This window comes from Modestobacter sp. Leaf380 (assembly GCF_001424485.1).
GTDB lineage: Bacteria > Actinomycetota > Actinomycetes > Mycobacteriales > Geodermatophilaceae > Klenkia.
In genome coordinates this window covers 139,448-160,777 of sequence record NZ_LMQC01000021.1, presented here as the reverse complement: position 1 = coordinate 160,777, position 21,330 = coordinate 139,448, and the positions used below count along the sequence as shown (strand labels likewise).

Here is a 21,330-nt window from a genome sequence, read left to right as displayed (position 1 = left end):
TTGCCGTAGTCGAATGTCCGTAAGAGGGCCGCTCCAGGCGAACGTTGCCGGACGTGGCAGTCGCCGGACGTGGCAGTCGGTGGACAGGTCGACGAGGCGCTGCACGGTGCCAGAGCATGACTACACCGACTCCCTCACCGTTCGACGTCTTCGCCTACCAGCGCGCTGCGCGACTCCGAGCTGCCGCCCACGACGCGACTCGTGGCCTTCGTCCTGTCCACCTACGCCAGCCGCGAGGACGGATGCGCCTGGCCGTCGCAGCAGACCCTCGCTGAAGGGACAGGCTGGTCGCGCCGCAGCGTCATCTCGGCCCTGGAGGAGTTGATCTCTGCTGGATGGGTGACGCGCCTTCAGGCCGGCACGCAGGGCCGCAGCACCAGGTACCGGCTCCACCTGCCCCCGGGCGGCGGACCAAGCGGCGAGGACTCGCAGGCAGTCGTCCCAGTGCGCACCTCGGCGCTGCCCAGTGCGCAACTGAGCGCCAACACGGATGTCGTCAGGTGCACAGGAACACCCTCAGGTGAACCCACACATGAAGGACCCACAGGGGGATTCCTGGCGCCTCCGGGCGACCTGCCCGAGGAGGTGTGGGCCGCTGCTCGGCCGATCTTCGATGCCATCCTGGTCCGGCTACGCGACAACGTCGTCGCCCGGTTCGCCGAGGACTGGGGGACGCTGGCGAAGGCACGCAACTTCGCCTGGACGTTGACGAGCCTGACCGGACAGAGGCCAGGCAGACGCGGAACGGGCCGCTGGTCGGCGGACGACCTTGCCGACGCCCCGACCGCCGTCCCGCTCCTGCCCGTGCCCTGTACGCGCGTCTGATCAGGCTCTCCGAGGGGGCGTCACCGGTCCCGCATGACTTGGCTCCGGGCGTCCCCCAACCGCGTGCGGAGTGAGTGGCCCCATCCGGCGCCATGGGCGACGTGATCGCTCGCCTGGCCGACAAGCTCGCCATGCCGGAGGAGCACCGATCCGGAAGGACGAGCCGGTGACCCTGTGGCGGATGCGCCCGGGGCCCGGACGGTGCAACTCATGACCACGACTCCGCGACTCGTACCCACGCCCAATCCGGACGGCTGGACCGTTCCCGATCTCCCGGAGCCCTGCCCGGTTCGCCTGCGGCTCTTCCGCATCGCTCAGACGGTCCGTGACCTGGGGGAAGCAGGCACGCCACCGGGAGCCGTCGGGGCGCTCGCGCACTGGGCCCGTGGCCTCCTGAGCCAGCACACCGCCCTGACGTTGCACCAGCGCGCTGGCCGCCGAGCACCTGGATGCAGGCGCATCCATGCCCGCCGCCTTACGGCGTGCCGCCCGGGACATCCCGGTGCAGCGATCAGCACCGGCCCACGCCCCCAGGACACCGCCGCTGCGCAACGCCAGGACTCGCTGTCCTGGACCCGCCTCTTGTCCGCTACCGCGCCCGCATCGGGGGCGAGCCCCCGACACCCCCGGCGGCCCGACGCTGCGCGACGGGCCGCCTCGGGCGGATGGCTCTGCCCACCCGAACCGCTGTGTCCCTGCTGCGCGACGGGCCTCAGCGACCGGGACCCATTGGCAGATCCACCCACCCGACAAGGGGGAGGCCCCTGGACCCCGGGCCGTCGTCAGCCGCCGCACCTCCCCCAGCGCCGACCTCGGCCGCTCGGGGACCCCTGTGCGTCGTCCGACGCCGGCCCCCTGGGCAGCAGCCGGGCGCGAGGCCCAGCGATGCTTGCGCCCGGGGCCGCACAAGTTGGCCAGGGTGCGCCCGATCTCGACAGTCTTCTCGACGCTGCCCGCATCACCGCCGCGACTCGGCGCGGCCACGAGGCCGCTGCTGCGGAGGTCCTTCGCCTGCTGGCCGAGGCAGATGGCGCTATGCCCTTGGATCTGCTGCTGTCCGCAGGCGCTCCCCGCGACGTGGTGGCATACCTGATCGCCGAGGACGCCAACGACAGGAGGCGCCGCCCTCGCCTGCGTCTCGGCTACGTCGGCAACGCTCCTGTGACCTGGCTCTCGAGACAGGGATGGCAAGCGACCGGACGGGCCAGCGGGCGTGAGGTTGCGCCGACCAGCGACGGCATCGCCTATGCGATGACGCCCGCGCGGCTGGGGCAGTGGCTGGCGACTCGCACCCAGACGCTGGCGGGCCACGGGACCACGGTCCGCTGCACGTACGGCGGCTCCTGTCGCCGGTGGTCGGCTGAGGTCACCGCGCGCGCCTGGGCCGCCCTGAGGACCCACGGTGACAGCGACGGGGCCGTCGGCTCGTGCACCGGCGGAGTCGTGCCGGATGGGCTTCTACTGTTGTCCGTACCGCAGGGACCAGCGGGGGAGGCGTTGCACGCCCGCCTCTTCGGCGGTCCGCCCGCCGACGCGGACGACCTCGCCGAGACCACGTACCTGGTCGAGGCGGAGAGCACGCTGAAGGCCAACGCCCCGTTGAGGGGGAAGGTCGAGCAACTCTCCGCGGCCTGCGAGACGCTCGGTGCGGCTCATGGCGTGCTCTGGATCGTCCGGACGCTTGATGTGGCGCGACGACTGCGAGACCTCGGTGTCGACGACGTGCGACGCCCTGTGCACATTCTCGTGCCCGCTCGGGACCTCGGGATGGACGGCGAGGACATCGGACCAGTGCGTCGCCCTTGGTGGGCTCTACAAGTGCCCCCGGACTCGCCCGCCGCCTAGTAGTGCACCTGGCCCGCAGCCGGTCGAGCTGCGGACCTGGGGCTCAACTGTCCGGGGACCCAGCCGAGCGTCGTTCGGCCACGCGTTCCCGCAGCCGGCCACGCCCCAGCGCCGCCTCGAATCGTCCATCCGCAAGCAGAGACTCGGCTCGCTCCACCATGCGCCTCAGCGAGGCGAGCTCTTCGGGCAGTTCGTCCAGGCGAACGAACTGGTCGTCGTACAACGGTGCCAGCGGCGCGAGTCCGTCGGGCCGCACGTGCGCCTGCAGTCGTCGGTCCCACCGAGTCGCATCGGACAGTTGGTCGTCGTACGCCTCTTGGCTCATCACCCATGCCAGGAGTTCGGCCAACGACTCCTCAAGGACCTCGATCCGACGTTGCGCGCTGTCGTCGGCCACGGCGGAAGTATGCCTGTCTGCTGATCTACTCGACGCGCCGAAGCGGACCAGGGCTCTCGCGGGTCCTGGCACTCCAGGAGATGAGCGCACTGCCTCAGCGACGAGGAGCCTTGACCACGTCCGACACCAGGTTCACGAACGCCGTCGTGTCCAGGAAGTAGTTCGGGTAGGCGCGACGGAGCGTCGCCATGGAGCTCACCGCCACGAGCACGACATCCCTGTCGCTCCCTGCTTCGCTTTCTAGCCCCCCGTAGGCATCCTCCGTTGCTGCGGCGTTCGAGTACGTGCGGACGCTGAGCTCTCCAGCGGGGATGTCGAGGTCGAGCAAGAAGTGGCGCTGGTCCTTGCGGACGACCTCCCCTTCCAGGACTTGCACCGTTCGCCCGTACGCGCCAAGCCGCTGGACGACCTTCAGCGTCTTGGCCAACGCCCGCAGCTCTTCCCGACGTTCGGACGTTGTTTCGGGTGTGTCGGGCACCAGCGGCTGCCCCTCACGATGAGCGATCTCGGCGCCCATCAAGGCGAAGAAGCGCATCCACTCCGGCTCGCCGACGTTCGACTTCAGAGCCTGCTTGGTGAGGGTGTCCACCGTCTCCAAGGCGGTCGCCCACGCGTGCTGCATCTTGGTGCGCAGTTGTACCTCGACCCGCAGTCCCGTCCGGACCTTCTGCTGGTCTTGCCCCTGGTAGTTGACGACGACGTGAACGCCTCGGTAGGCCGTCCGCCTTCGGGTTGGCGATGTGGTCGTCGTGCCGACCGATGAGGTTTCGGCTGCGGCTCTTGCCCGAGACGTAGGAGTCCTCGATGGCGCGTACTTCGTCGAAGTACTCCACGACGGCTCGGCAGCCGCCGATGTCGTGCATCCGGGGGAGGTCCATCTTCTCGAAGCGCTCCAGCTTCTTGATGATGGAAGGCAGTCGCTTCGTCCGCTGCGCGACGACTGGGTCGCCCGACGAGAACCGGCGCACCTTGTTGCGCAGCATGATCTGCACGCTGTTGAGCGGAATGCATGAGCGGACCGCCAGTTGTTGATGACAGAGCGGGCAGCCTCCCGGTCCGCAGGGCTTGTGCCTGGGGCGATGAAGTCACGCCCAGCACGGCGTACCTGCTCGCGCGAGAACTGCGGCTCAACCCATGTCACGCGCTGACCAGAGGCGGGGTCGCTGACGGACTGAGGTCCTGACGTGCCTCAGAGAAGACCGAGTGATCGGGCTGCTGATCGGTTGACCCCGTGCTCGCCCCGCCACCAGCACACCGGGTAGGCGCGCTCCACGTATCGCAGTGGTGGGAGGACCCGATCGGCCGCAGGGACCCAGCGGTCAAGGAAGCCCCGGTGCTCAGGACTCTCCAGCACCGAGCAGACGCCCAGGATGTCGAGCAGCACCTCCCGCTCCGCCTTGTTGGATGGGATCGCGGACCAACGCTGGCCAGCCGTCTTGGCGGCTGTCGTCGTCGGGGACGGATCGTCCAACTCGTCGAGAAGCTGGCCGAATGTCGCCCTGTCGGCGGAGGTGGGAGGGGGATGGTCCGCCGCCGCGAACTGTCGAAGATCCAGCCAGACGTACGTCAGGTCGTCGCGACGAACACCACCCCACTTGAAGCGCTCGAAGTTCATGACGTCCCAGTCGATCTCCACCTCCTGCTCGTCCACGCCGCACACGGCGCACGCACCGGAGATGTGGCCCGGCCCCTTCGCGAAGGCATGCGGCTCAAGACGTCGCGCCAGCACATAACTGCTGAGGGCCGATCGCAGGTCTAGTCGGCGAGAGGTGAGGGACGCCAGGAAGCAACCCGTGGCGTCCTCGCTGGAAACACCTTCCAGTGCGTCGAGGACGCCGCTGATGACCTCGTCGTGGGAGGCGGAGGTCGCTTCCCCGACCATCACCCCCGCCTGTACGGCGTGTACGAGGTCGGACGGGGACAGTTCGGGTCCGGATCGCCAGCCCTCGCTGCTCCAGTAGGCGTCCAGAAGGACCTTGACCGCACGGCTGTCCGGGGCTGGCACCCGACGGACTTTAGAAGAGGAGCCGCCGCAAACGACGAGAAGGCGCCCACGTGGTGGGCGCCCCGTACGTTCGGCACTGGCCTGAGCCAGTGATCTTGTGTCCGAGGGGGGACTTGAACCCCCACGCCCGATAAAGGGCACTAGCACCTCAAGCTAGCGCGTCTGCCATTCCGCCACCCGGACAGGTGGACTGCGCACTGCGGCGCGGCCGTGGAGAAGCATACGGGGGCCCCTCGCGGCGTCCGCACGCCCCCTCGGCACCGGCGAGCCGCGCAGCTGGTCACCCGGCAGGGACCCGGTCACCGCACGCGCCGAACGGGTCCCTGTGCGGTGACCGGATGCCGCCGGGTGGGGGAGCGGACGGCGCGGTGGCACGATCGGGCGCATGGCCGAGACGACACCCGCACCGCTGGAGCGCGCCCAGGCCGAGGTCGCGGACCTGCTGAGCGAGCTCATCCGGATCGACACCACGAACACCGGGGACACGACCACCAGCAAGGGCGAGCGGCAGGCCGCCGAGTGGGTGGCCGCCAAGCTCGACGACGTCGGCATCGACTCCGTCATCCACGAGTCGGAGAAGGGCCGCGCCTCCCTCGTCGCCCGCATCCCGGGCCAGGACCGGGAGCGGCCCGGGCTGCTCGTCCACGGCCACCTGGACGTCGTCCCCGCGGACGCCAGCGAGTGGTCCGTGGACCCCTTCGCCGGTGAGCAGCGCGACGGGTACGTGTGGGGCCGCGGCGCGGTCGACATGAAGGACATGGACTGCATGACCCTCGCGCTGGTGCGCGACTGGGCCCGGACCGGCGTCACCCCGCCGCGCGACATCGTGCTGGCCTTCGTCGCCGACGAGGAGGCCGGCGGCAAGTACGGCGCCCACCACATGGTCGACCACCACGCCGACCTGTTCGAGAACGTCTCCGAGGCGATCAGCGAGGTCGGCGGGTTCAGCCTCACCGTCCGCGACGACCTGCGCCTCTACCTCGTCCAGACGGCGGAGAAGGGCCTGGCCTGGATGCGGCTGACCGCCGCCGGCCGCCCCGGGCACGGCTCGTTCGTGCACGACGACAACGCCGTCACCCGGCTGTCGGCCGCCGTCGCCCGGATCGGGTCGACCCGGCTGCCCACCGTGCTCACCCCGCCGATGAAGCAGTTCATCGAGGAGGTCAGCGACGCCTACGGCATCGAGATCGACCCCGACGAGCCCGAGGAGGCGCTGTCCCGGCTGGGCTCGATCAGCCGGATGATCGGCGCGGCCCTGCGCAACACCGTCAACCCCACGATGGTCGACGCCGGCTACAAGGCCAACGTCATCCCCGGCACCGCCAGCGCCACCATCGACGGCCGCTTCCTCTACGGGCAGGAGGAGGCGTTCGAGGCCCAGATCGACGAGCTCCTCGGTGAGGGCGTCACCCGCGACTACATCCACCACGACCAGGCGGTGGAGACGACGTTCGACGGCCCGCTGGTGGAGCAGATGGTCGCCGCCCTCAAGGCCGAGGACGCCGGCGCCCGTCCCGTGCCGTTCACCATGAGCGGCGGCACCGACGCCAAGAGCTTCGAGACCCTGGGCATGCGCTGCTTCGGGTTCTCCCCGCTGCGGCTGCCCGCCGACCTGGACTTCGCCAGCCTGTTCCACGGCATCGACGAGCGCGTCCCGGTGGAGAGCCTGCAGTTCGGCATCCGGGTGCTGGACCGTTTCCTGCGCGCCAGCTGAGGTGGCCGACGCGCTCACCGCCTTCCTGGTCGGCCAGCTCACCCAGGACGGGCACGCCCCGATCACGGTGCTGCGGGTGACCCAGGGCCGGCTCCCGGTGCCGGGCAGCGCTCAGGCGCTGGGGGTGGCCGGCGGCCGGCTGTGGCTGGCGCACGCCGGGCTGTTCGGTCAGCCGACGCTCGCCGACGTCCCGCTGGCGCAGGTCACCGGCGCCGACGTCCGGACGGCGCGGCGGCTGACCGGCACCCGACGGGAGCTGTCGCTGTGGACCGGCGGCAACACCCTGCGCTTCGCGGTCGTCGACGACGACGCCGCGGCCCAGGCGTTCCTGGCCGCGGTGCGGCAGGGTCAGGCGGGCACGACCGCCGGCTGATCGGCGACGACCGCGCGCGCCCGGCCGCCGCGCTTGCCGCAGTACAGCGCGGCGTCGGCGCGGCCCAGGGTCTCGGCCGCGGACTCCCCGGGGACCCACTGCGCGATGCCGACGGTGGCCGTCTGCCCGTGCGGCACGGCGGCGAGGATGCGCTCGGCCACCGGACGGGCCGCCTCCGCGGAGCAGGCGGGCAGCGCGACGGCGAACTCCTCGCCGCCCCAGCGGGCGATCAGGTCACCGTCGCGCAGGCACTCCGAGGCGGCCGCGCCGAAGTCGCGCAGCAGCACGTCCCCGGTGGCGTGGCCGAACGTGTCGTTGAAGACCTTGAAGTGGTCCAGGTCCAGCAGCAGGAGGGTGAGCGGCAGTCCGCTGCGCTGGGCCCGGGACACCTCCACGAGCGACAGCTCGTCCCAGCGCCGCCGGTTGGCCAGCCCGGTGAGCTGGTCACGGTCGGCGGCACGGGCCAGCTGCTCGAGCAGGTTGCCGCGCTCGATCGCCCGGGCCGCCTCCCCGCCCAGCACGGAGAGCACGCCCAGCGTGGTGGCGCACAGCTCCGGGACCGGGGTGCGCCACAGGACGCCGATCAGGGCGACCACCCGGTCGTCGGCCAGCACTGCCGGCTGCCAGGCCGCCGAGGCGATGCCGAGCCGGTCGACCACCGCGGCGTGTGTCCCCGGTTCGGCGGCGACGTCGGAGGCGAACACGGCGGCGCCCTGGCTGAACAGGCGGGCCGTCATGGACGACGCCGGGTCGGGGTCGAAGGCGAGAGGCGGCAGGTCCACCCCGACGACGGCGGTGGAGACCAGGACGCCGTCGGCGTCGGGCTCGATGAGGTAGACGCCGTCGGCGCCGGTGGCCTCGCGGACCGCCTCGCAGACCGCGGTCCGGGGGTCGTCGGAGGTGAGCACCCGACGGGTGGCGCGGGCCAGCACCTCGACCTGGCGGTGCCGTTCGGCCGAGTAGTCGGCCGCGGCCCGCAACCGGTCCTCCAGGACCAGTCGCACGTCCCGGTTCAGCGCCAGGGCGAGCCCCAGGCCGGCGCCGAGGGCGATGTAGGCCTGCACGATGACGGCCTGCACCAGGACGTCGTCCACGGCGGCGAAGGGGCCGTTGTCGTGCAGGGTGAAGGCGACCGCGACCAGCGAGACGACGGCCGTCCGCAGCGTGGTGAAGCCGGTGTCGAAGCGCAGCGCCACCCAGGCGGTGAGCGCGAAGAGCGGGAAGGCGACCGGGTAGGACGGCATCCAGACGAAGACCGCCACGTTGCCCAGCACCGAGGCGACGACGGCCAGCCCCAGCTCGGCCCACCGCCACCCGGTGGGCCGCAGGAAGGCCAGCGCGGCGACCTCCCGGACCTCGCCCCGGCGCACCAGCAGCACCTGCCGCAGGCGCAGACCCAAGGACACGACGATGAGCACGGCGGCCCCGTTGCGGGCCTGCCACACCACGACGTCCAGCAGCGACCAGGACCCGGTCTCCAGGAAGAGCATCCCGGTGCCCACGACCGCGGTCGCGGTGGTGGCCAGCCCGGTGACGAGCAGCAGCACCGCCAGGTCGCGCATGTCCAGCAGCAGCGGGCCTGCGGGGGAGTGGCTCCAGCGCAGGTACAACCGGGCCACCAGCAGCGCCTGCCCGACGTTCAGCACGGCCAGGCTGACCGCGACCAGCGGTGGGCTGCCCGTGGCCAGGTCGACGGCGGCGATGACGGCGCCCAGCGCCAGGGCGTCCACCCACCTCCCGCGGCGACCCTGCTCCAGCAGCATCCACAGCGCGGCGACCCCGGCCGCCGGCCACACCAGGTAGACCTCGGTGCCCTCGATGACCGTCCAGCGACCGACCACCGCCGACAGGGCGACCAGGACGACGAAGGTCAGGCTGCGCAGCGGGCCTGGCCGCATGAGTGGGGTCTCCGTTCGGTCGTGCACGACACGTCTACTCCCGGTCCATCGGCCGATGAGGGGCCGGAATGGAGGGCGGGCCGCGTTCATCACCCCTCCGGGTGGCCTGGGTCACCGGCGTGTTTCGATGCCGGGCATGACCGAGCCCCGCACGAGCCCCCGCCCCGGTTCCGTCGCCCTGGTCACCGGAGGCGCCGGAGGATTCGGGCGTGCGCTGGCCACCCGGCTGCGCGACGCCGACGTCCGCGTCGTCCTGGCCGACCTGGACGGCGAGCGCAACCGCGCGGTCGCCGCCGAGCTGGGGGTGTCCTTCGCCGTCCTGGACGTCACCGACCACGCCGCCAACCAGCGAGTCGTCGCCGACGTCGAGGCCGAGCACGGCCGGCTGGACGCCGCGTTCCTCAACGCCGGGATCGCCAGCCAGGGCGGCACCGACGCCCTCGACGTCGCCGAGTACCTGCGGGTCATCGCCGTCGACCTGCACGGCGTGGTGTTCGGCACCGACGCGGTCCGCCCGGCGCTGCGCCGGGCCGGTGGCGGCTCGATCGTCGTCACCGCGTCGCTGGCCGGGCTGTCCCCGATGCCGACCGACCAGGCCTACTCGATCGCCAAGGGCGGCGCGGTGGCGTTCGTCCGGTCCATCGCCCCGGTGCTGCACCCCGAGGGCATCACCATCTCGGCGATCTGCCCCGGCTTCGCCGACACCGCGATCATCGACCCGTGGCGCGAGCACTTCGCCGACGCCGAGTTCCCGGTGCTCACCGCCGAGGAGGTCGCGACGGCGATGCAGGCCGCCTGGGCCGGTGCCGACCCGGGCGCGGCCTACGTCGTGCAGCCCGGTGTGGGCGCCGTCCCCTACCGGTTCAAGGGAGTGCCGGCGGCGAAGACCGCCTCGGGTGAGTCCGCGGCCATCCCCGCGCACCTGCGCGGACCGCTCTGACCGCACCCCGCGACCCCGTGACGCCGGTCACCAGCCGGTCTGGCACTGTCGCCGGCATGCGTGCATGGCGAGTCCACTCGCTCGGAGACCCTGCTGACGTCATGACCCTCGACGAGGTCCCGGAGCCGGTGCCCGGCGAGGGCCAGGTGAAGGTGCGGGTCCTCGCTGCGGCGCTCAACTTCCCGGACATCCTGATGGCGCAGGGCACCTACCAGGAGAAGCCGCCGCTGCCGTTCACGCCCGGCCTGGAGCTGTGCGGGGAACTGGAGGACGGCCGCCGGGTGCTCGGCTCGCCCGCGGGCGGGCCCGGCGCCTTCGCCGAGTACGCCCTGATGGACGCCGCCGCGGCGTGGCCCGTCCCCGACGGGATGAGCGACGTCCAGGCGGCCGCGCTGTACCTGACCTACCAGACCGGCTACGTCGGGCTGCACCGTCGCGCCGGGCTGCAGGCGGGGGAGTGGCTGCTGGTCCACGCCGGCGCCGGGGGCGTGGGGACGGCGGCCATCCAGCTCGGCAAGGCCGCCGGCGCCAAGGTCATCGCCACCGCGGGTGGGCCGGAGAAGACCCGGGTGTGTGCCGAGCTCGGCGCCGACCACGTCATCGACTACCTGGCCGAGGACTTCGTCGCCCGGGTGAAGGAGATCACCGGCGGACACGGCGCCGACGTCGTCTACGACCCGGTCGGCGGCGACGTGTTCGACGGCTCCACCAAGTGCATCGCCTTCGAGGGCCGCCTGGTCGTCGTCGGCTTCACCTCCGGGCGGATCCCCTCGGCCCGCGCCAACCACGTGCTGGTGAAGAACTACTCCGTGGTCGGCCTGCACTGGGGCCTGTACCGCAGCAAGGACCCGGGCCGGATCGGCATGGTCCACGAGGAGCTGTGCCGGCTGTTCGCCGACGGCGCCATCGACCCGGTCGTCGGGCAGACCCTCCCGCTCGACGAGGCACCGGCTGCCCTGCGTGCGCTCGGTGACCGCGGCACGGTGGGCAAGGTCGTCCTGGTCCCCTGAGCGGGGACCCCGCTCAGACCGCGGGCAGGGGCAGGTAGCTCAGCCGGGCCCGGCGGCGCATGACGACCCGTCGTGTGCCGTCGGCCCACACCTGCAGCCCGGACAGCTCCCAGCCGCCGACGTCGGACTGCAGGGCCATCATCTGCGCCGCGGCCGACCGGGACGTGCCGGTCGGGATGCGCAGCGGCGCGTACTCCCACTCACCGTTGATCGACACCACTCCGATGGTGCCAGCCGTTCGCCGCCCGGTCACCTGGACGTCGCACGTGTCACCGGCCGCGTGGACGGGCAGGACAGTGCTCCCCGACCACCCAGGAGGACCGATGAGCAACCCCGTCGACGACGCCGACCGCATCGAGCAGGACCAGGCCGTCACCGACCAGGTCGGACCGGCCACCCCGGCCCGGGACGACGTGGACGAGGCCGACGCCGTCGAGCAGCGGGCCGCCGTCCCCCTCGATGAGGACGACGCCCGCCGCTGACCCCGGGGCGATCAGCCGCGGGCGTCGATCAGCTGGAGCTGCCCGGTCTCCCGGCTGCCCACGAACACCCGCCCCGAGGAGGGGTCGACCGCGACGGTGTTCGGCTGGCGGACGGTCGGGAACCGGGCCACCTCGGTGAGCTCGGCACCGGCGGTGGACAGCCCGACGACCTCGTTGGTGGCGGTCAGCGTCACCCACAGCACCTGGTCGGTGCCGTCGTACGCCAGGCCGTAGGGGTTGCCGGGGAGCTCGTACGTCGACTGCAGCTCCAGCGGGTCCGAGCCGAACACCAGCACGGCGTCCCCGCGGGTGTCGGCGACCAGGAACCGGCCCTGGCCGTCGGCCGCCACGTGCGTGGGGCCGTCGCCGGCGTCGGCCACGGTCTGCAGCTCCCCGGCCGGGACGTCGTAGGTGGTGATCGTGAACGCCCCGACGTCGACGACCCCGGCGATGTCGGCCACGGTGGCCACGCCGCCGGGCTGGGTCTGGCTGTCCAGCGTGGCGGTGACCTCGCCGTCCTCGACGACGGACAGCGTGCCGCCCATCTCGTCGCCGACCAGGATCTGGCCGCTGGCGACCTGGGCGGCGTCGTGCGGGTAGTCCCCGACCGTCGTCTCGGTCACCTCGCCGCCGGGCAGGGCCACCTCGACCAGCGTGTTGGAGTCCTCCGCGGGGACCAGCACCGGGCCGCCGGGTGCGGCCAGCTGCAGGTGCCGGGCGTGCCCGGGCAGCGGGACCTCCAGCTGGGTGACGCCCTGGGCGTCGGTGAGCACCAGCCGGTTGGGGTCACGGACGGCGACGGCGAGCAGCCCGGTGACCGGGTCGAAGACCATGCCCTCGGCATCGGGGTCCAGGTCGACGACCGTGCCGGCCGGGTCGACCGTGGTCTCGGGGGAGTCGGCGGGCTCGGCGGCCCCGGGGGACTCGCTGGGCCCGTCGCCGTCCTCGCCGCCGGAGCAGGCGGTGAGGACCAGGGCCAGGGGGAGGAGCAGGGCAGCGGTTCGTCGTCGTGCGGTGGCCGGGCGCATGCACCCAGCCTGCGGGTTGCCCCGCGGCGGCGCATCAGGCGGCCAGCAGCCCCAGCATCGCGTCGACCGACGCAGCCCACGGGAAGTCCGCGGCGCGCGCCCGGGCAGCGGCCCGGCGGACGTCGACGTCGTGGGCCAGCACCCGCTGCACCCCGTCGGCGAAGGACGCCGCGTCGTCGGCGACCGCGCTGCCGTGCGCGCCGCCGGTGACCAGCTCGCGCAGCGCGGAGCTGGCCGAGGCCACCACCGGGGTGCCGCAGGCCAGCGCCTCCAGGGCGGCCAGCCCGAACGTCTCGTGCGGCCCGGGGGCCAGGGCCACGTCGGCGCTGGCCAGCAGGGTGGCGACGGCGGTGCGGTTGCCGACGTGGCCCAGGAAGCGCACCGGGTGTCCGGCGGCGCGGGTCCGCAGCCGGTCCCGCAGCGGTCCGTCCCCGACGACGGCGAGCGTGGCCCGCACCCCGCGGGCCCGCAGCTCGACCAGGGCGTCGACCGAGCGTTCGGGTTCCTTCTCCGCCGACAGCCGCCCGCAGTGCACCAGCAGGACGTCGGAGCGGTCCAGCAGCTCACCGCGCAGCCGCGAGTCCCGGCGGTCCGGGGCGAACATGCGCAGGTCCACGCCCAGCGGCACCTGGGCGATGGTGGTGGCGCCCACGCGGTGGAACTCCTCGGCGGCGAAGTCGGTGCTGCAGACCACCAGGTCGTGCCGCGCCGCCGTCCGCCGGTTCGCCACGTCGGCCACCCGCCGGGCCGCCCCCGCCGGCAGCAGCCACTGGGTCAGCAGCCGGTCCAGCCGCTCGTGGGCCATGACCAGTGTCGGCACGCCACGGTCGGCGGCCCACCGGCCGAGCCCCCGCAGCGTAGTCCGGTCGGAGACCTCGAGTCGGTCCGGGGCGAGCTGGTCCAGCAGCCGACGCACCCGCCAGGGGTCCATCAGCCGGTAGCCGCCGGTGCCCGGCACCCGCGGGGCGGCCAGCGTCAGCCGGGTGACCGCACCCGGGACGACGTCGGCCGGGTCGCCCTCGGTGCGCGGGCCCGGGACCAGCACCGCGACGGCGTGCCCCCGCTGGGCGTACCCCAGGGCCAGCCGGTCGACGGCGGTGCGCAGCCCACCGGAGGTGGGGTGGTGCAGGTTGGCCACGAGCACGATGCGCACGACCGCACCGTCCCCGGGCCGGACGGACGGTGGGGGACCCCTGGGTGAACGGGGTGCGGCGAGTGCACGAGCAGGTGATCATCAGCGCTGTGACCTGGGCCTGGACGGTGGTGCTGCTGCTCCTGCTCGGCCTGCCCGCGGCTGCCGTGTGGTGGAGCCGGCGGGCGGCCTGGTCCCGACTGCGGCCGGGTCGGGACCGCGACGTGCTGGGTGACGTCCGGCGGACCCATGGCCTGACGCCGGTGGCGATGGGGCGGTTGGAGGCGGCCCTGCTGGGCGGCCACGCGCTCCAGGACCCGGCCGAACGGGCCGCCGTCGTGGCCCTGGCACGCGCCTGGGAGCCCGCGCCGCCGCACGGGCGGAGGCGGACCGCGCTGCTCGTAGCCGCCGCGGCCTGGCTCGCCCTGCTGGGGGCGGGCGCCGTGGTCGTCGCGGTGCAGAGCCGCTGGGACGACGTCCCCTGGTGGGCTCTGGTCTGGGCGCTGCCCTTCTGGTGGACCGGGCGCAGGACCCGCCGCGCCGTCCGGCTCAACACCGACTGAGCCCGGTCGCACCCGCGGAGGGCGCGACCGGGCTCGGGGCTCAGCGGGAGTAGTGCTCCACGACCAGCTGCTCCTCGCACTGCACCGGGATCTCGGTGCGCTGCGGGCGGCGGACGACGAAGCAGCTCAGCTCGGCCAGCCGCACGTCGAGGTACTTCGGGGCCTCGGCGTGGGCGCCGGAGGCGGCCACCTGGAAGGGCTGCTTGGGCTTGCTGCGCTCGGCGATGGCGACGACGTCACCGGGCTCGACCCGGTAGCTGGGCCGGTCGACGCGCTTGCCGTTGACCGTCACGTGGTGGTGGGTGACGTTCTGCCGGGCCTGGTAGATCGTCCGGGCGAACCCGGCGCGCAGCACGGTGGCGTCCAGCCGGGACTCCAGGTCCAGCAGCAGGGCCTCGCCGGTCTTGGCGCCGGTGTTGCGGCTGGTCTTCTTGGCCCGGTCGAACGCCAGGCGCAGCTGGGTCTCGCTCACGTCGTACTGGGCGCGCAGCCGCTGCTTCTCCAGCAGACGCGTCTTGTAGTCGCTGGTGTTCTTGCGCTTGCGGCCGTGCTCGCCCGGCGGGTAGGGCCGGCGCTCGAAGTACTTCACGCACTTGGGCGTCAGCGGCATGCCCAGTGCTCGGGACAGGCGCACCTTCGGTCGGGGGGTGTTCACGGAGCCTCCTCGTTCGGTTAGCCTCACCTTACTCACACCGGAGACGAGGACCCCCCATGACGTCGACCACCCCGCCCGCCGTCCGACCCGAGGCACTCGGCCGCCCCACGCCCGCCGAGCGCGCCCGCACCGTGGCCTGTCGTCCCCCGGCCGCGGTCTGCGCCGCCGGGGTGTCCGGCTCCCGGGTGCTGGCCCACGCCACCACGCTCACCGGCCAGGTGCTGCTCGTCGTCCCCACCGACGGGGAGCTCGCCGCCGCCGTGGCAGCCGCCGACGAGGGCGACCTGCCCGCCCTGGTGATGGTCACCGACCACGCCCCGGTGCCGCTGCGCGACCAGGTCCGCGCCCAGCTCTGGCTCTCGGGCTGGCTCACCCCGGTCCGCGACGAGGACCTCCGTGCCGCGACCCTGGACTTCGCCGACGTGCTGCCCGCCGGGTCACTGCTGGACGTCGGTGTCACCGCGACCCTGCTGCGCCTGGACCTGGCCGAGGTCGTCCTGGGCGAGGGCGGGGGCACCGCGGAGATCGAGCCCGAGGACTACGTCGCCGCCAGCCCCGACCCGCTGGTCGCCGTCGAGACCTCGGCCCTGCAGCACCTGGACGACGACCACCCCGAGGAGCTGGCGCTGCTCCGCACCCGGATCCCCGCCGAGTGGGTCCGGGACGGCGACGTCGTCCGGCCGCTGGGGCTGGACCGCGCCGGGTTCCGGCTGCGGATCGAGTCCGAGCGCGGGCACCGCGACGTCCGGGTGCCCTTCGACGTCCCGGTCACCACCGCCGAGGACCTGGGCCCCGCCGTCCACCGGCTGCTCTGCGCCGCCCGGCGCTGCTGCCAGGACTGAGCTGTCAGCGCTGGGCCAGCCGACCTCCGGTCAGGCGCACCCGGCGGTCCAGGCGCAGCTCGGCCAGGAACCGCTCGTCGTGGCTGACCACCACCAGGGCGCCCTCGTAGGCGTCCAGCGCGGACACCAGCTGGGCGACGCCGGTCAGGTCCAGGTTGTTGGTCGGCTCGTCGAGCAGCACCAGCTGCGGGGCGGGCTCGGCGAGCAGGACGCAGGCCAGCGTGGCCCGCAGCCGTTCCCCACCGGACAGCGCGCCCACCGGCAGGTGCGCACGGGCGCCCCGGAAGAGGAACCGGGCCAGCAGCGTCAGCCGTTCCGCCTCGGGCCGATCGGGTGCGGCGGCGGCCAGCGCGTCCGCCACGGTCACCGTCGGGTCCAGCAGGTCCAGGCGCTGCGACAGGTACGCCACCCGCCCCTCGGCCCGGGCCACCCGCCCCCGGTCGGGCACCAGGTCACCGCTGAGCACCCGCAGCAGGGTGGACTTCCCGGAGCCGTTCGCGCCGGTCAGCGCGACCCGCTCCGGACCGCGCAGCGTCAGGTCCACGCCCTCGCCGACGCCGTCGCCGAACAGGTCCCGCACCACGACGCCCTCGGCCTGCACCACAGTCCGGCCCGCCGGTACCCGGGTGGCGGGCAGCTCCAGGGTCAGCACGGCGTCGTCCCGGAGGGCGTGCTCGGCCGCGGTCAACCGGGTCCGGGCGTCCTCGACGCGGGTGCCGTGGGTGCCGTCGGCACGGCCGGCGGACTCCTGCGCGCTGCGCTTGCGGGCCCCGGCCAGGATCTTGGGCAGCCCGGAGGTCACCGCGTCCCGCGCCCCGGTGCCGGCCCGGCGGTCGGCCCGCTCCCGGGCCTGCTGACGCTCTCTCTTCTCCCGCCTGAGCGCCTGCTCCGCACTGCGGACCTCCCGCTCGGCAACCGCCTGCTCCGCGGCGACCGCCTCCTCCCAGGCGCTGAACGCCCCGCCGTGGGTGCGCAGACCCGAGCCGTCCAGCTCGGCCACCTGGTCGACGTGCTCCAGCAGGTCCCGGTCGTGGCTGACCAGCAGCAGGCAGCCGCGGAAGCCGTCGACGACCTCGGTCAGCCGGGCCCGGGCGTCGGCGTCCAGGTCGTTGGTGGGCTCGTCGAGCAGCAGCACGTCCGGGTCGCGCAGCAGCTGGCCGGCCAGGCCCAGGGTGACGACCTGGCCGCCGGACAGGGTGGCCAGCGGCCGGTCCAGGGCGACGCCGCCCAGGCCGAGGCGGTCCAGCTGCGCGCGGGTGCGCTCCTCGACGTCCCAGTCGGTGCCGACGACGGCGAAGTGCCCCTCGTCGACGTCCCCGGCCTCGATCGACCGGAGCGCGGCGAGGACGTCGGCGACGCCGAGCAGGTCGGCGGCCGTGCCGACCGTCGAGGGCAGGCCCTGCCGCAGCCAGCCCAGCACCCCGTCGACGGTGACCGAACCGGCGGTCGGGGTCAGCTCGCCGGCGACCAGCCGGAGCAGGGTGGACTTTCCGGCGCCGTTGGGCGCCACCAGCCCGGTGCAGCCGGGACCGAACGTGGCGGTGAGGCCGTCCAGCACGGGCGTGCCGTCGGGCCAGGCGAAGGACAGTGCGTGCAGGGAGAGGGGCATGGTCACCTCAGGGGGGTGCGCGGGGACGGGGGACCGGGGTCTCGTCTGCTCAGCGCACGTCGAGGAGTCTGCCCGGCCCGCCGGGCGCCGTCACCCGCTTTTCGTCAGCCGGCCTGTTCCCGGAGGAGCTGGGCGAGACGGGTCCGGCGCGGGCGGACGTCGACCTCGCGCACCGCCCGGGCCAGCGCCGCACCGGAGGCGTGCACGATCGACAGGTGCTTCTGCGCGCGGGTCAGCGCGGTGTAGACCAGCGGCCGGGACAGCATGCCGCCGGCCTCGGGCGGCAGCACGACGACGACGCCGGGCCACTCCGAGCCCTGCGCCCGGTGCACGGTGATCGCCCAACCGTGCTTGAGGTCGCCCAGCGCGGTGCCGGTGACGTTGCACGGGCCGGAGCTGAAGTCGATGGACAACGAGCCGTCGCCGGTGCCGGTGACCACGCCGACCTCGCCGTTGGCGAACCCGACGGGCTCCAGGTCCAGGTGGTTCGCCGTGGCCACCACCCGGTCGCCGACGTCGAAGCCCCACACCGTCCCGTCGCCGGGGTTCAGCTCGGCCTTCAGCGCCTTGTTCAGCTCGATCGTGCCCGCCGGACCGCGGTGCACCGGCGTCACCACCTGGACGGTGGCCGGGTCCAACGACAACGCCCGGGGGATCGAGTCGGTGACCAGCTGCACGACCCGGCGGGCCGCCTCGGCGCTGCCCGACGCCGGCACGATGACGACCTCGCGGTCGGGGGACTCGACGTGCACCAGCTCCCCGCCGCGGACGCCGGTGGCCAGCCGGGCGATGGCCCCACCGGCGGCCTGCCGGTGCAGCGTGGTCAGCTCGGTGACCGGGACGGCCCCGGAGTCGATCAGGTCGCCCAGCACGTGGCCCGGGCCGATCGAGGGCAGCTGCGCCGGGTCGCCGACCAGCAGCAGGTGGGTGCCGTCGGCACAGGCCTCCAGCAGCGCGGCGGTCAGCTCGACGTCGAGCATCGAGGCCTCGTCGACCACGATGACGTCGGCGTCCAGCGGCCACTCCTCGTTGCGGGCGAACCCGCCGGTGGTGCCCTGCGCGCCCAGCAGGCGGTGCACGGTGACCGCCGGGTGGTCGGTGAGCTCCTCCAGCCGCTTGGCCGCGCGCCCGGTCGGGGCGGCCAGCGCCACCTCGACGCCCTTGGTCTCCAGCAGCTTCACCACCGAGGCCACCGTGCGGCTCTTGCCGGTGCCCGGACCGCCGGTGAGCAGGCTGACACCGTGCCCGAGCACCTGGGCGACCGCCTCCAGCTGCGCGGGGTCCAGGCCCTTGGCCACCGAGCGCACCGACGCCGGGTCCGCGATCCGCTCGGCGGTCGCGGCCAGCCGGGCCACCGCCTCGGCGACCGCCTCCTCGGCCATCCCGTAGCGGGACAGGCTCAGCGTGCGCAGCGCCGGGTCGGGATCGGAGAACTCGCCCCCGTCGGCGTCGTCCTCGTCGGGCTCCTCGAACGGCGGCTCGTGCAGCAACACGTCCCCGGAGTCCACCGCGGCCTCGATCGCCGCGACCGGCTCCCGCACGTCCTCGGCCTTGAGCGCGGCGAGCACCAGGTCGACCGGCAGCACGGTGTGCCCGTCCCGGGTCGCCGTGCGCAGCGTGAGCGCGACCAGCGCCCGGCCGCGCCGCTGGTCCTGCTTGTCCACACCGGGCAGCACCGAGACGGCGAGCCGGTCGGCGTCGGCGAGGGTCACCTGGGACAGCGACAGCAGCCGCCACGGGTCGTCCCGCAACCGGCGGGCCGCGTCCGGGCCCAGCGCGTCCGCGGCGTTCGTCGCCAGCTTCGCAGCGATCCCGGCGGCCACCAGCAGCTCCACGACCTGGTAGGTCGGCTGCGCGGCCAGGAAGGAGGAGAACAGCCGCTCGGCGCGCTGACGGCCCACCCGGGGGAGCTTGAGCAGCCGGTCGGCCGTCACGTCGTCGGAGGTCTGGATGCCGGCGGCGGGCAGCTCGGCGGCCGCCCGCTTGCCCAGCCCGGGCCAGAGCCCCGCGGTGGTGAAGGCGGCGAAGACCGGGTCCGGTGGTGCGGTCATCCGGGCCGACGCTCCGGGTAGGAGGTGTGCGGGGCGGAGATGTCGTCCAGGGCGCGGCGGATCGCCGCGGGCAGGGTCACGTCCTCGGCGTCCAGGCTGACCTGCAGCTGGGCGGCGGTGCGCGCGCCCACCACGGGTGCGACGACACCCGGCCGGTCGCGCAGCCAGGCCAGCGCCACCGCCAGCGGGACGGTGTTCAGGCCCTGCGCGGCGGTGATGACGGCCTCGACCACACGGTCGGCGTCCTTGGACCGCAGTCCGTCGATGAACCCCGACCACTGCGCCGAGGCGCCCCGGCTGTCGGCCGGCGTCGTGTGCCGGTACTTGCCGGTGAGCAGGCCGCGGCCCAGCGGCGACCACGGCAGCAGACCCAGGCCCATCGCCTCGGCGGCCGGCACGACCTCCCGCTCGACGCCGCGCTGCAGCAGCGAGTACTCGACCTGGGTGCTGACCAACGAGGTGCGGCCCGGCCAGGCGCGCTGCCAGGTCGCCGCCTGCGCGGTCTGCCAGCCGGTGAAGTTGCTCACCCCGACGTACCGGACCCGGCCGCTGGACACCGCGGTGTCCACCGCGGCCAGGGTCTCCTCCAGCGGGGTGGCGTCGTCCCAGGAGTGCAGCTGCCACAGGTCCACGTGGTCCAGGCCCAGCCGCTCCAGCGAGGCGTCCAGCGCGGCGAGCAGGTGCCCGCGCGAGCTGCCTCGGCCCATCGCGCCGGGCCGGGTGCGACCGGTCGCCTTGGTCGCGACCAGCACGTCCTCCCGGGGGACGACGTCGGACAACAGCCGCCCCAGCACCCGCTCGGACTCCCCGTCGACGTAGACGTCGGCCGTGTCGACCAGCGTCCCGCCCGCGTCCACGAAGGCCGTGAGCTGCATCGCAGCCTCGTCCTCGTCGGTGTCCCGGCCCCAGGTCATCGTGCCCAGCGCGAGCCGGGAGACCACCAGGCCGCTGCGCCCCAACGCCCGCTGTTCCACGACAGGTGAACCTACCGGCGTGCCCGCGGCGCGCTCGGCGACACCCGGCCCGACGGCGCTGCGGACCCAGCCCGCCGCCCTAGGGTCGCTTCCGTGCCCGCGTCTGCCTGCCGTCCCCCGTCCACCTCCCGCACCGGGCGGGTCTGAGCCGTGGGCTGGATCGAAGCCGTCGTCCTGGGCCTGGTGCAGGGCCTGACGGAGTTCCTGCCGATCTCCTCCAGCGCGCACCTGCGCGTCGTCGGTGCCGCCTTCGGCTGGGACGACCCGGGCGCGGCGTTCACCGCCATCACCCAGATCGGCACCGAGATCGCGGTGCTCCTCTACTTCCGGCACGACATCTGGCGGATCATCCGCACCTGGGTGCTGTCGCTGCGGGACCGCTCGCTGCGCTCGGACCCCGACGCCCGGATGGGCTGGCTGATCATCATCGGGTCGGTCCCGATCGTCGTCCTCGGGCTGCTGTTCCAGGACCAGATCGAGACCACGTTCCGCGACCTGCGGATCATCGCCATCGCGCTGGTCGTGTTCTCCCTGGTGCTCTTCCTGGCCGACCGGATCGGCAGCAAGCAGCGCCAGCTCACCGACCTGACCGTCAAGCACGGCGTCCTCTACGGCCTGGCCCAGGCCGCGGCGCTCATCCCCGGCGTCTCCCGCTCCGGCGGCACGATCACCATGGGCCTCTTCCTGGGCTACTCCCGCGCCGCGGCCGCCCGCTACTCCTTCCTGCTGGCCATCCCCGCCGTCCTGGGTTCGGGCTTCTACCAGGCCTACGACGCCCTGGGCGGCGGCACCGAGGGCACCCCGATCTCCTGGGGCCCGACGCTGCTGGCCACCGTCATCGCCTTCGGCGTGGGTCTGGCCGTCATCGCCTGGCTGCTGCGCTACCTCGAGCGCGGCACGTTCACGCCGTTCGTCGTCTACCGGATCGTGCTGGGCCTGGCCCTGCTCGCCCTCGTCGGTGCCGGCGTCCTCACCCCCTGAGGCGCC

The 21,330-nt window shown here is 73.6% G+C and carries 22 protein-coding genes and 1 tRNA gene; 11 read left to right on the top strand and 12 right to left on the bottom strand.

Annotation, left to right across the window (positions count from 1 at the left end; genetic code table 11):
• The first annotated feature begins 165 nt into the window (after window positions 1-165).
• Both ASG41_RS18735 and ASG41_RS18730 read left to right on the top strand, forming a co-directional pair.
• A complete protein-coding gene (locus ASG41_RS18735; RefSeq protein ID WP_082557111.1) occupies window positions 166-825 on the top strand; it encodes a helix-turn-helix domain-containing protein in 660 nt (219 codons plus the stop codon).
• Between the two features lie 1,041 nt (window positions 826-1,866).
• Window positions 1,867-2,670 (top strand): hypothetical protein, encoded by an 804-nt coding sequence (locus ASG41_RS18730; protein ID WP_157519529.1) that lies wholly within the window; start codon window positions 1,867-1,869, stop codon window positions 2,668-2,670.
• A 43-nt stretch (window positions 2,671-2,713) separates the two neighbouring features.
• Here ASG41_RS18730 and ASG41_RS18725 read toward each other — a convergent pair whose 3' ends face one another.
• Window positions 2,714-3,067, bottom strand: coding sequence for a hypothetical protein (locus ASG41_RS18725; RefSeq protein WP_056298732.1), 354 nt, complete (start codon window positions 3,065-3,067; stop codon window positions 2,714-2,716).
• A 94-nt stretch (window positions 3,068-3,161) separates the two neighbouring features.
• Window positions 3,162-3,656, bottom strand: a complete 495-nt coding sequence (locus ASG41_RS23780; protein ID WP_162245576.1) for a hypothetical protein — start codon at window positions 3,654-3,656, stop codon at window positions 3,162-3,164.
• A 160-nt stretch (window positions 3,657-3,816) separates the two neighbouring features.
• On the opposite strand from ASG41_RS23780, the gene ASG41_RS24915 reads away from it, so the two are divergent.
• Entirely contained in the window at window positions 3,817-4,080 is a 264-nt protein-coding gene (locus ASG41_RS24915; protein WP_235564913.1) for a hypothetical protein, read from the top strand.
• 176 nt (window positions 4,081-4,256) lie between these two features.
• Here ASG41_RS24915 and ASG41_RS18710 read toward each other — a convergent pair whose 3' ends face one another.
• A complete protein-coding gene (locus tag ASG41_RS18710) occupies window positions 4,257-5,072 on the bottom strand; it encodes a hypothetical protein (RefSeq protein WP_056298722.1) in 816 nt (271 codons plus the stop codon).
• A 98-nt stretch (window positions 5,073-5,170) separates the two neighbouring features.
• Window positions 5,171-5,255, bottom strand: a tRNA-Leu gene (locus ASG41_RS18705).
• A 202-nt stretch (window positions 5,256-5,457) separates the two neighbouring features.
• Between ASG41_RS18705 and ASG41_RS18700 the strand changes: the two genes are divergently transcribed.
• Both ASG41_RS18700 and ASG41_RS18695 read left to right on the top strand, forming a co-directional pair.
• A complete protein-coding gene (locus tag ASG41_RS18700) occupies window positions 5,458-6,786 on the top strand; it encodes a M20/M25/M40 family metallo-hydrolase (RefSeq protein ID WP_056298719.1) in 1,329 nt (442 codons plus the stop codon).
• 1 nt (window position 6,787) lies between these two features.
• Window positions 6,788-7,159, top strand: a complete 372-nt coding sequence (locus ASG41_RS18695) for a hypothetical protein (protein ID WP_056298718.1) — start codon at window positions 6,788-6,790, stop codon at window positions 7,157-7,159.
• Here the strand turns inward: ASG41_RS18695 and ASG41_RS18690 are convergent.
• Entirely contained in the window at window positions 7,135-9,057 is a 1,923-nt protein-coding gene (locus ASG41_RS18690; protein ID WP_056298714.1) for a diguanylate cyclase domain-containing protein, read from the bottom strand. The genes ASG41_RS18695 and ASG41_RS18690 overlap by 25 nt on opposite strands.
• 136 nt (window positions 9,058-9,193) lie before the next feature.
• Between ASG41_RS18690 and ASG41_RS18685 the strand changes: the two genes are divergently transcribed.
• Complete coding sequence (locus ASG41_RS18685) at window positions 9,194-9,997, top strand: SDR family oxidoreductase (protein WP_056299117.1); 804 nt, start codon at window positions 9,194-9,196, stop codon at window positions 9,995-9,997.
• 101 nt (window positions 9,998-10,098) lie between these two features.
• A complete protein-coding gene (locus ASG41_RS18680) occupies window positions 10,099-11,007 on the top strand; it encodes an NADPH:quinone oxidoreductase family protein (RefSeq protein WP_235564912.1) in 909 nt (302 codons plus the stop codon).
• 13 nt (window positions 11,008-11,020) lie between these two features.
• Here the strand turns inward: ASG41_RS18680 and ASG41_RS18675 are convergent, their stop codons facing one another.
• Window positions 11,021-11,224, bottom strand: coding sequence for a DUF5703 family protein (locus ASG41_RS18675; RefSeq protein ID WP_056299109.1), 204 nt, complete (start codon window positions 11,222-11,224; stop codon window positions 11,021-11,023).
• Between the two features lie 106 nt (window positions 11,225-11,330).
• Here ASG41_RS18675 and ASG41_RS24350 point away from each other — a divergent pair, with 106 nt between their 5' ends.
• Complete coding sequence (locus ASG41_RS24350) at window positions 11,331-11,489, top strand: hypothetical protein (protein WP_200939095.1); 159 nt, start codon at window positions 11,331-11,333, stop codon at window positions 11,487-11,489.
• A gap of 11 nt (window positions 11,490-11,500) precedes the next feature.
• Here the strand turns inward: ASG41_RS24350 and ASG41_RS18670 are convergent, their stop codons facing one another.
• Entirely contained in the window at window positions 11,501-12,517 is a 1,017-nt protein-coding gene (locus ASG41_RS18670; RefSeq protein WP_056298710.1) for a hypothetical protein, read from the bottom strand.
• A 34-nt stretch (window positions 12,518-12,551) separates the two neighbouring features.
• The gene (locus tag ASG41_RS18665; protein WP_056298707.1) at window positions 12,552-13,670 is read right to left on the bottom strand and encodes a glycosyltransferase; all 1,119 of its coding nucleotides are present in this window, start codon (window positions 13,668-13,670) and stop codon (window positions 12,552-12,554) included.
• Between the two features lie 62 nt (window positions 13,671-13,732).
• On the opposite strand from ASG41_RS18665, the gene ASG41_RS18660 reads away from it, so the two are divergent.
• A complete protein-coding gene (locus tag ASG41_RS18660) occupies window positions 13,733-14,212 on the top strand; it encodes a hypothetical protein (RefSeq protein ID WP_056298703.1) in 480 nt (159 codons plus the stop codon).
• A 40-nt stretch (window positions 14,213-14,252) separates the two neighbouring features.
• On the opposite strand, the gene rpsD is transcribed toward ASG41_RS18660, so the two are convergent.
• Window positions 14,253-14,867 (bottom strand): 30S ribosomal protein S4, encoded by a 615-nt coding sequence (gene rpsD / locus ASG41_RS18655; RefSeq protein ID WP_082557108.1) that lies wholly within the window; start codon window positions 14,865-14,867, stop codon window positions 14,253-14,255.
• A gap of 56 nt (window positions 14,868-14,923) precedes the next feature.
• On the opposite strand from rpsD, the gene ASG41_RS18650 reads away from it, so the two are divergent.
• Entirely contained in the window at window positions 14,924-15,709 is a 786-nt protein-coding gene (locus ASG41_RS18650) for a DUF2470 domain-containing protein (protein ID WP_056298699.1), read from the top strand.
• Window positions 15,710-15,713: 4 nt separating this feature from the next.
• On the opposite strand, the gene ASG41_RS18645 is transcribed toward ASG41_RS18650, so the two are convergent.
• The 3 genes from ASG41_RS18645 to ASG41_RS18635 form a co-directional block, all read right to left on the bottom strand.
• On the bottom strand, window positions 15,714-17,318 hold the full coding sequence (locus ASG41_RS18645; RefSeq protein WP_056299102.1) for an ABC-F family ATP-binding cassette domain-containing protein: 1,605 nt from the start codon (window positions 17,316-17,318) through the stop codon (window positions 15,714-15,716).
• Between the two features lie 104 nt (window positions 17,319-17,422).
• Window positions 17,423-19,369: an AAA family ATPase gene (locus tag ASG41_RS18640; RefSeq protein WP_056298693.1), complete on the bottom strand. Its 1,947-nt coding sequence runs from the start codon at window positions 19,367-19,369 to the stop codon at window positions 17,423-17,425.
• Entirely contained in the window at window positions 19,366-20,343 is a 978-nt protein-coding gene (locus ASG41_RS18635; protein ID WP_056298690.1) for an aldo/keto reductase, read from the bottom strand. The genes ASG41_RS18640 and ASG41_RS18635 overlap by 4 nt, the downstream gene beginning before the upstream one ends.
• Window positions 20,344-20,493: 150 nt before the next feature.
• Between ASG41_RS18635 and ASG41_RS18630 the strand changes: the two genes are divergently transcribed.
• Entirely contained in the window at window positions 20,494-21,324 is an 831-nt protein-coding gene (locus tag ASG41_RS18630) for an undecaprenyl-diphosphate phosphatase (protein WP_056298687.1), read from the top strand.
• Window positions 21,325-21,330 lie beyond the last annotated feature (6 nt).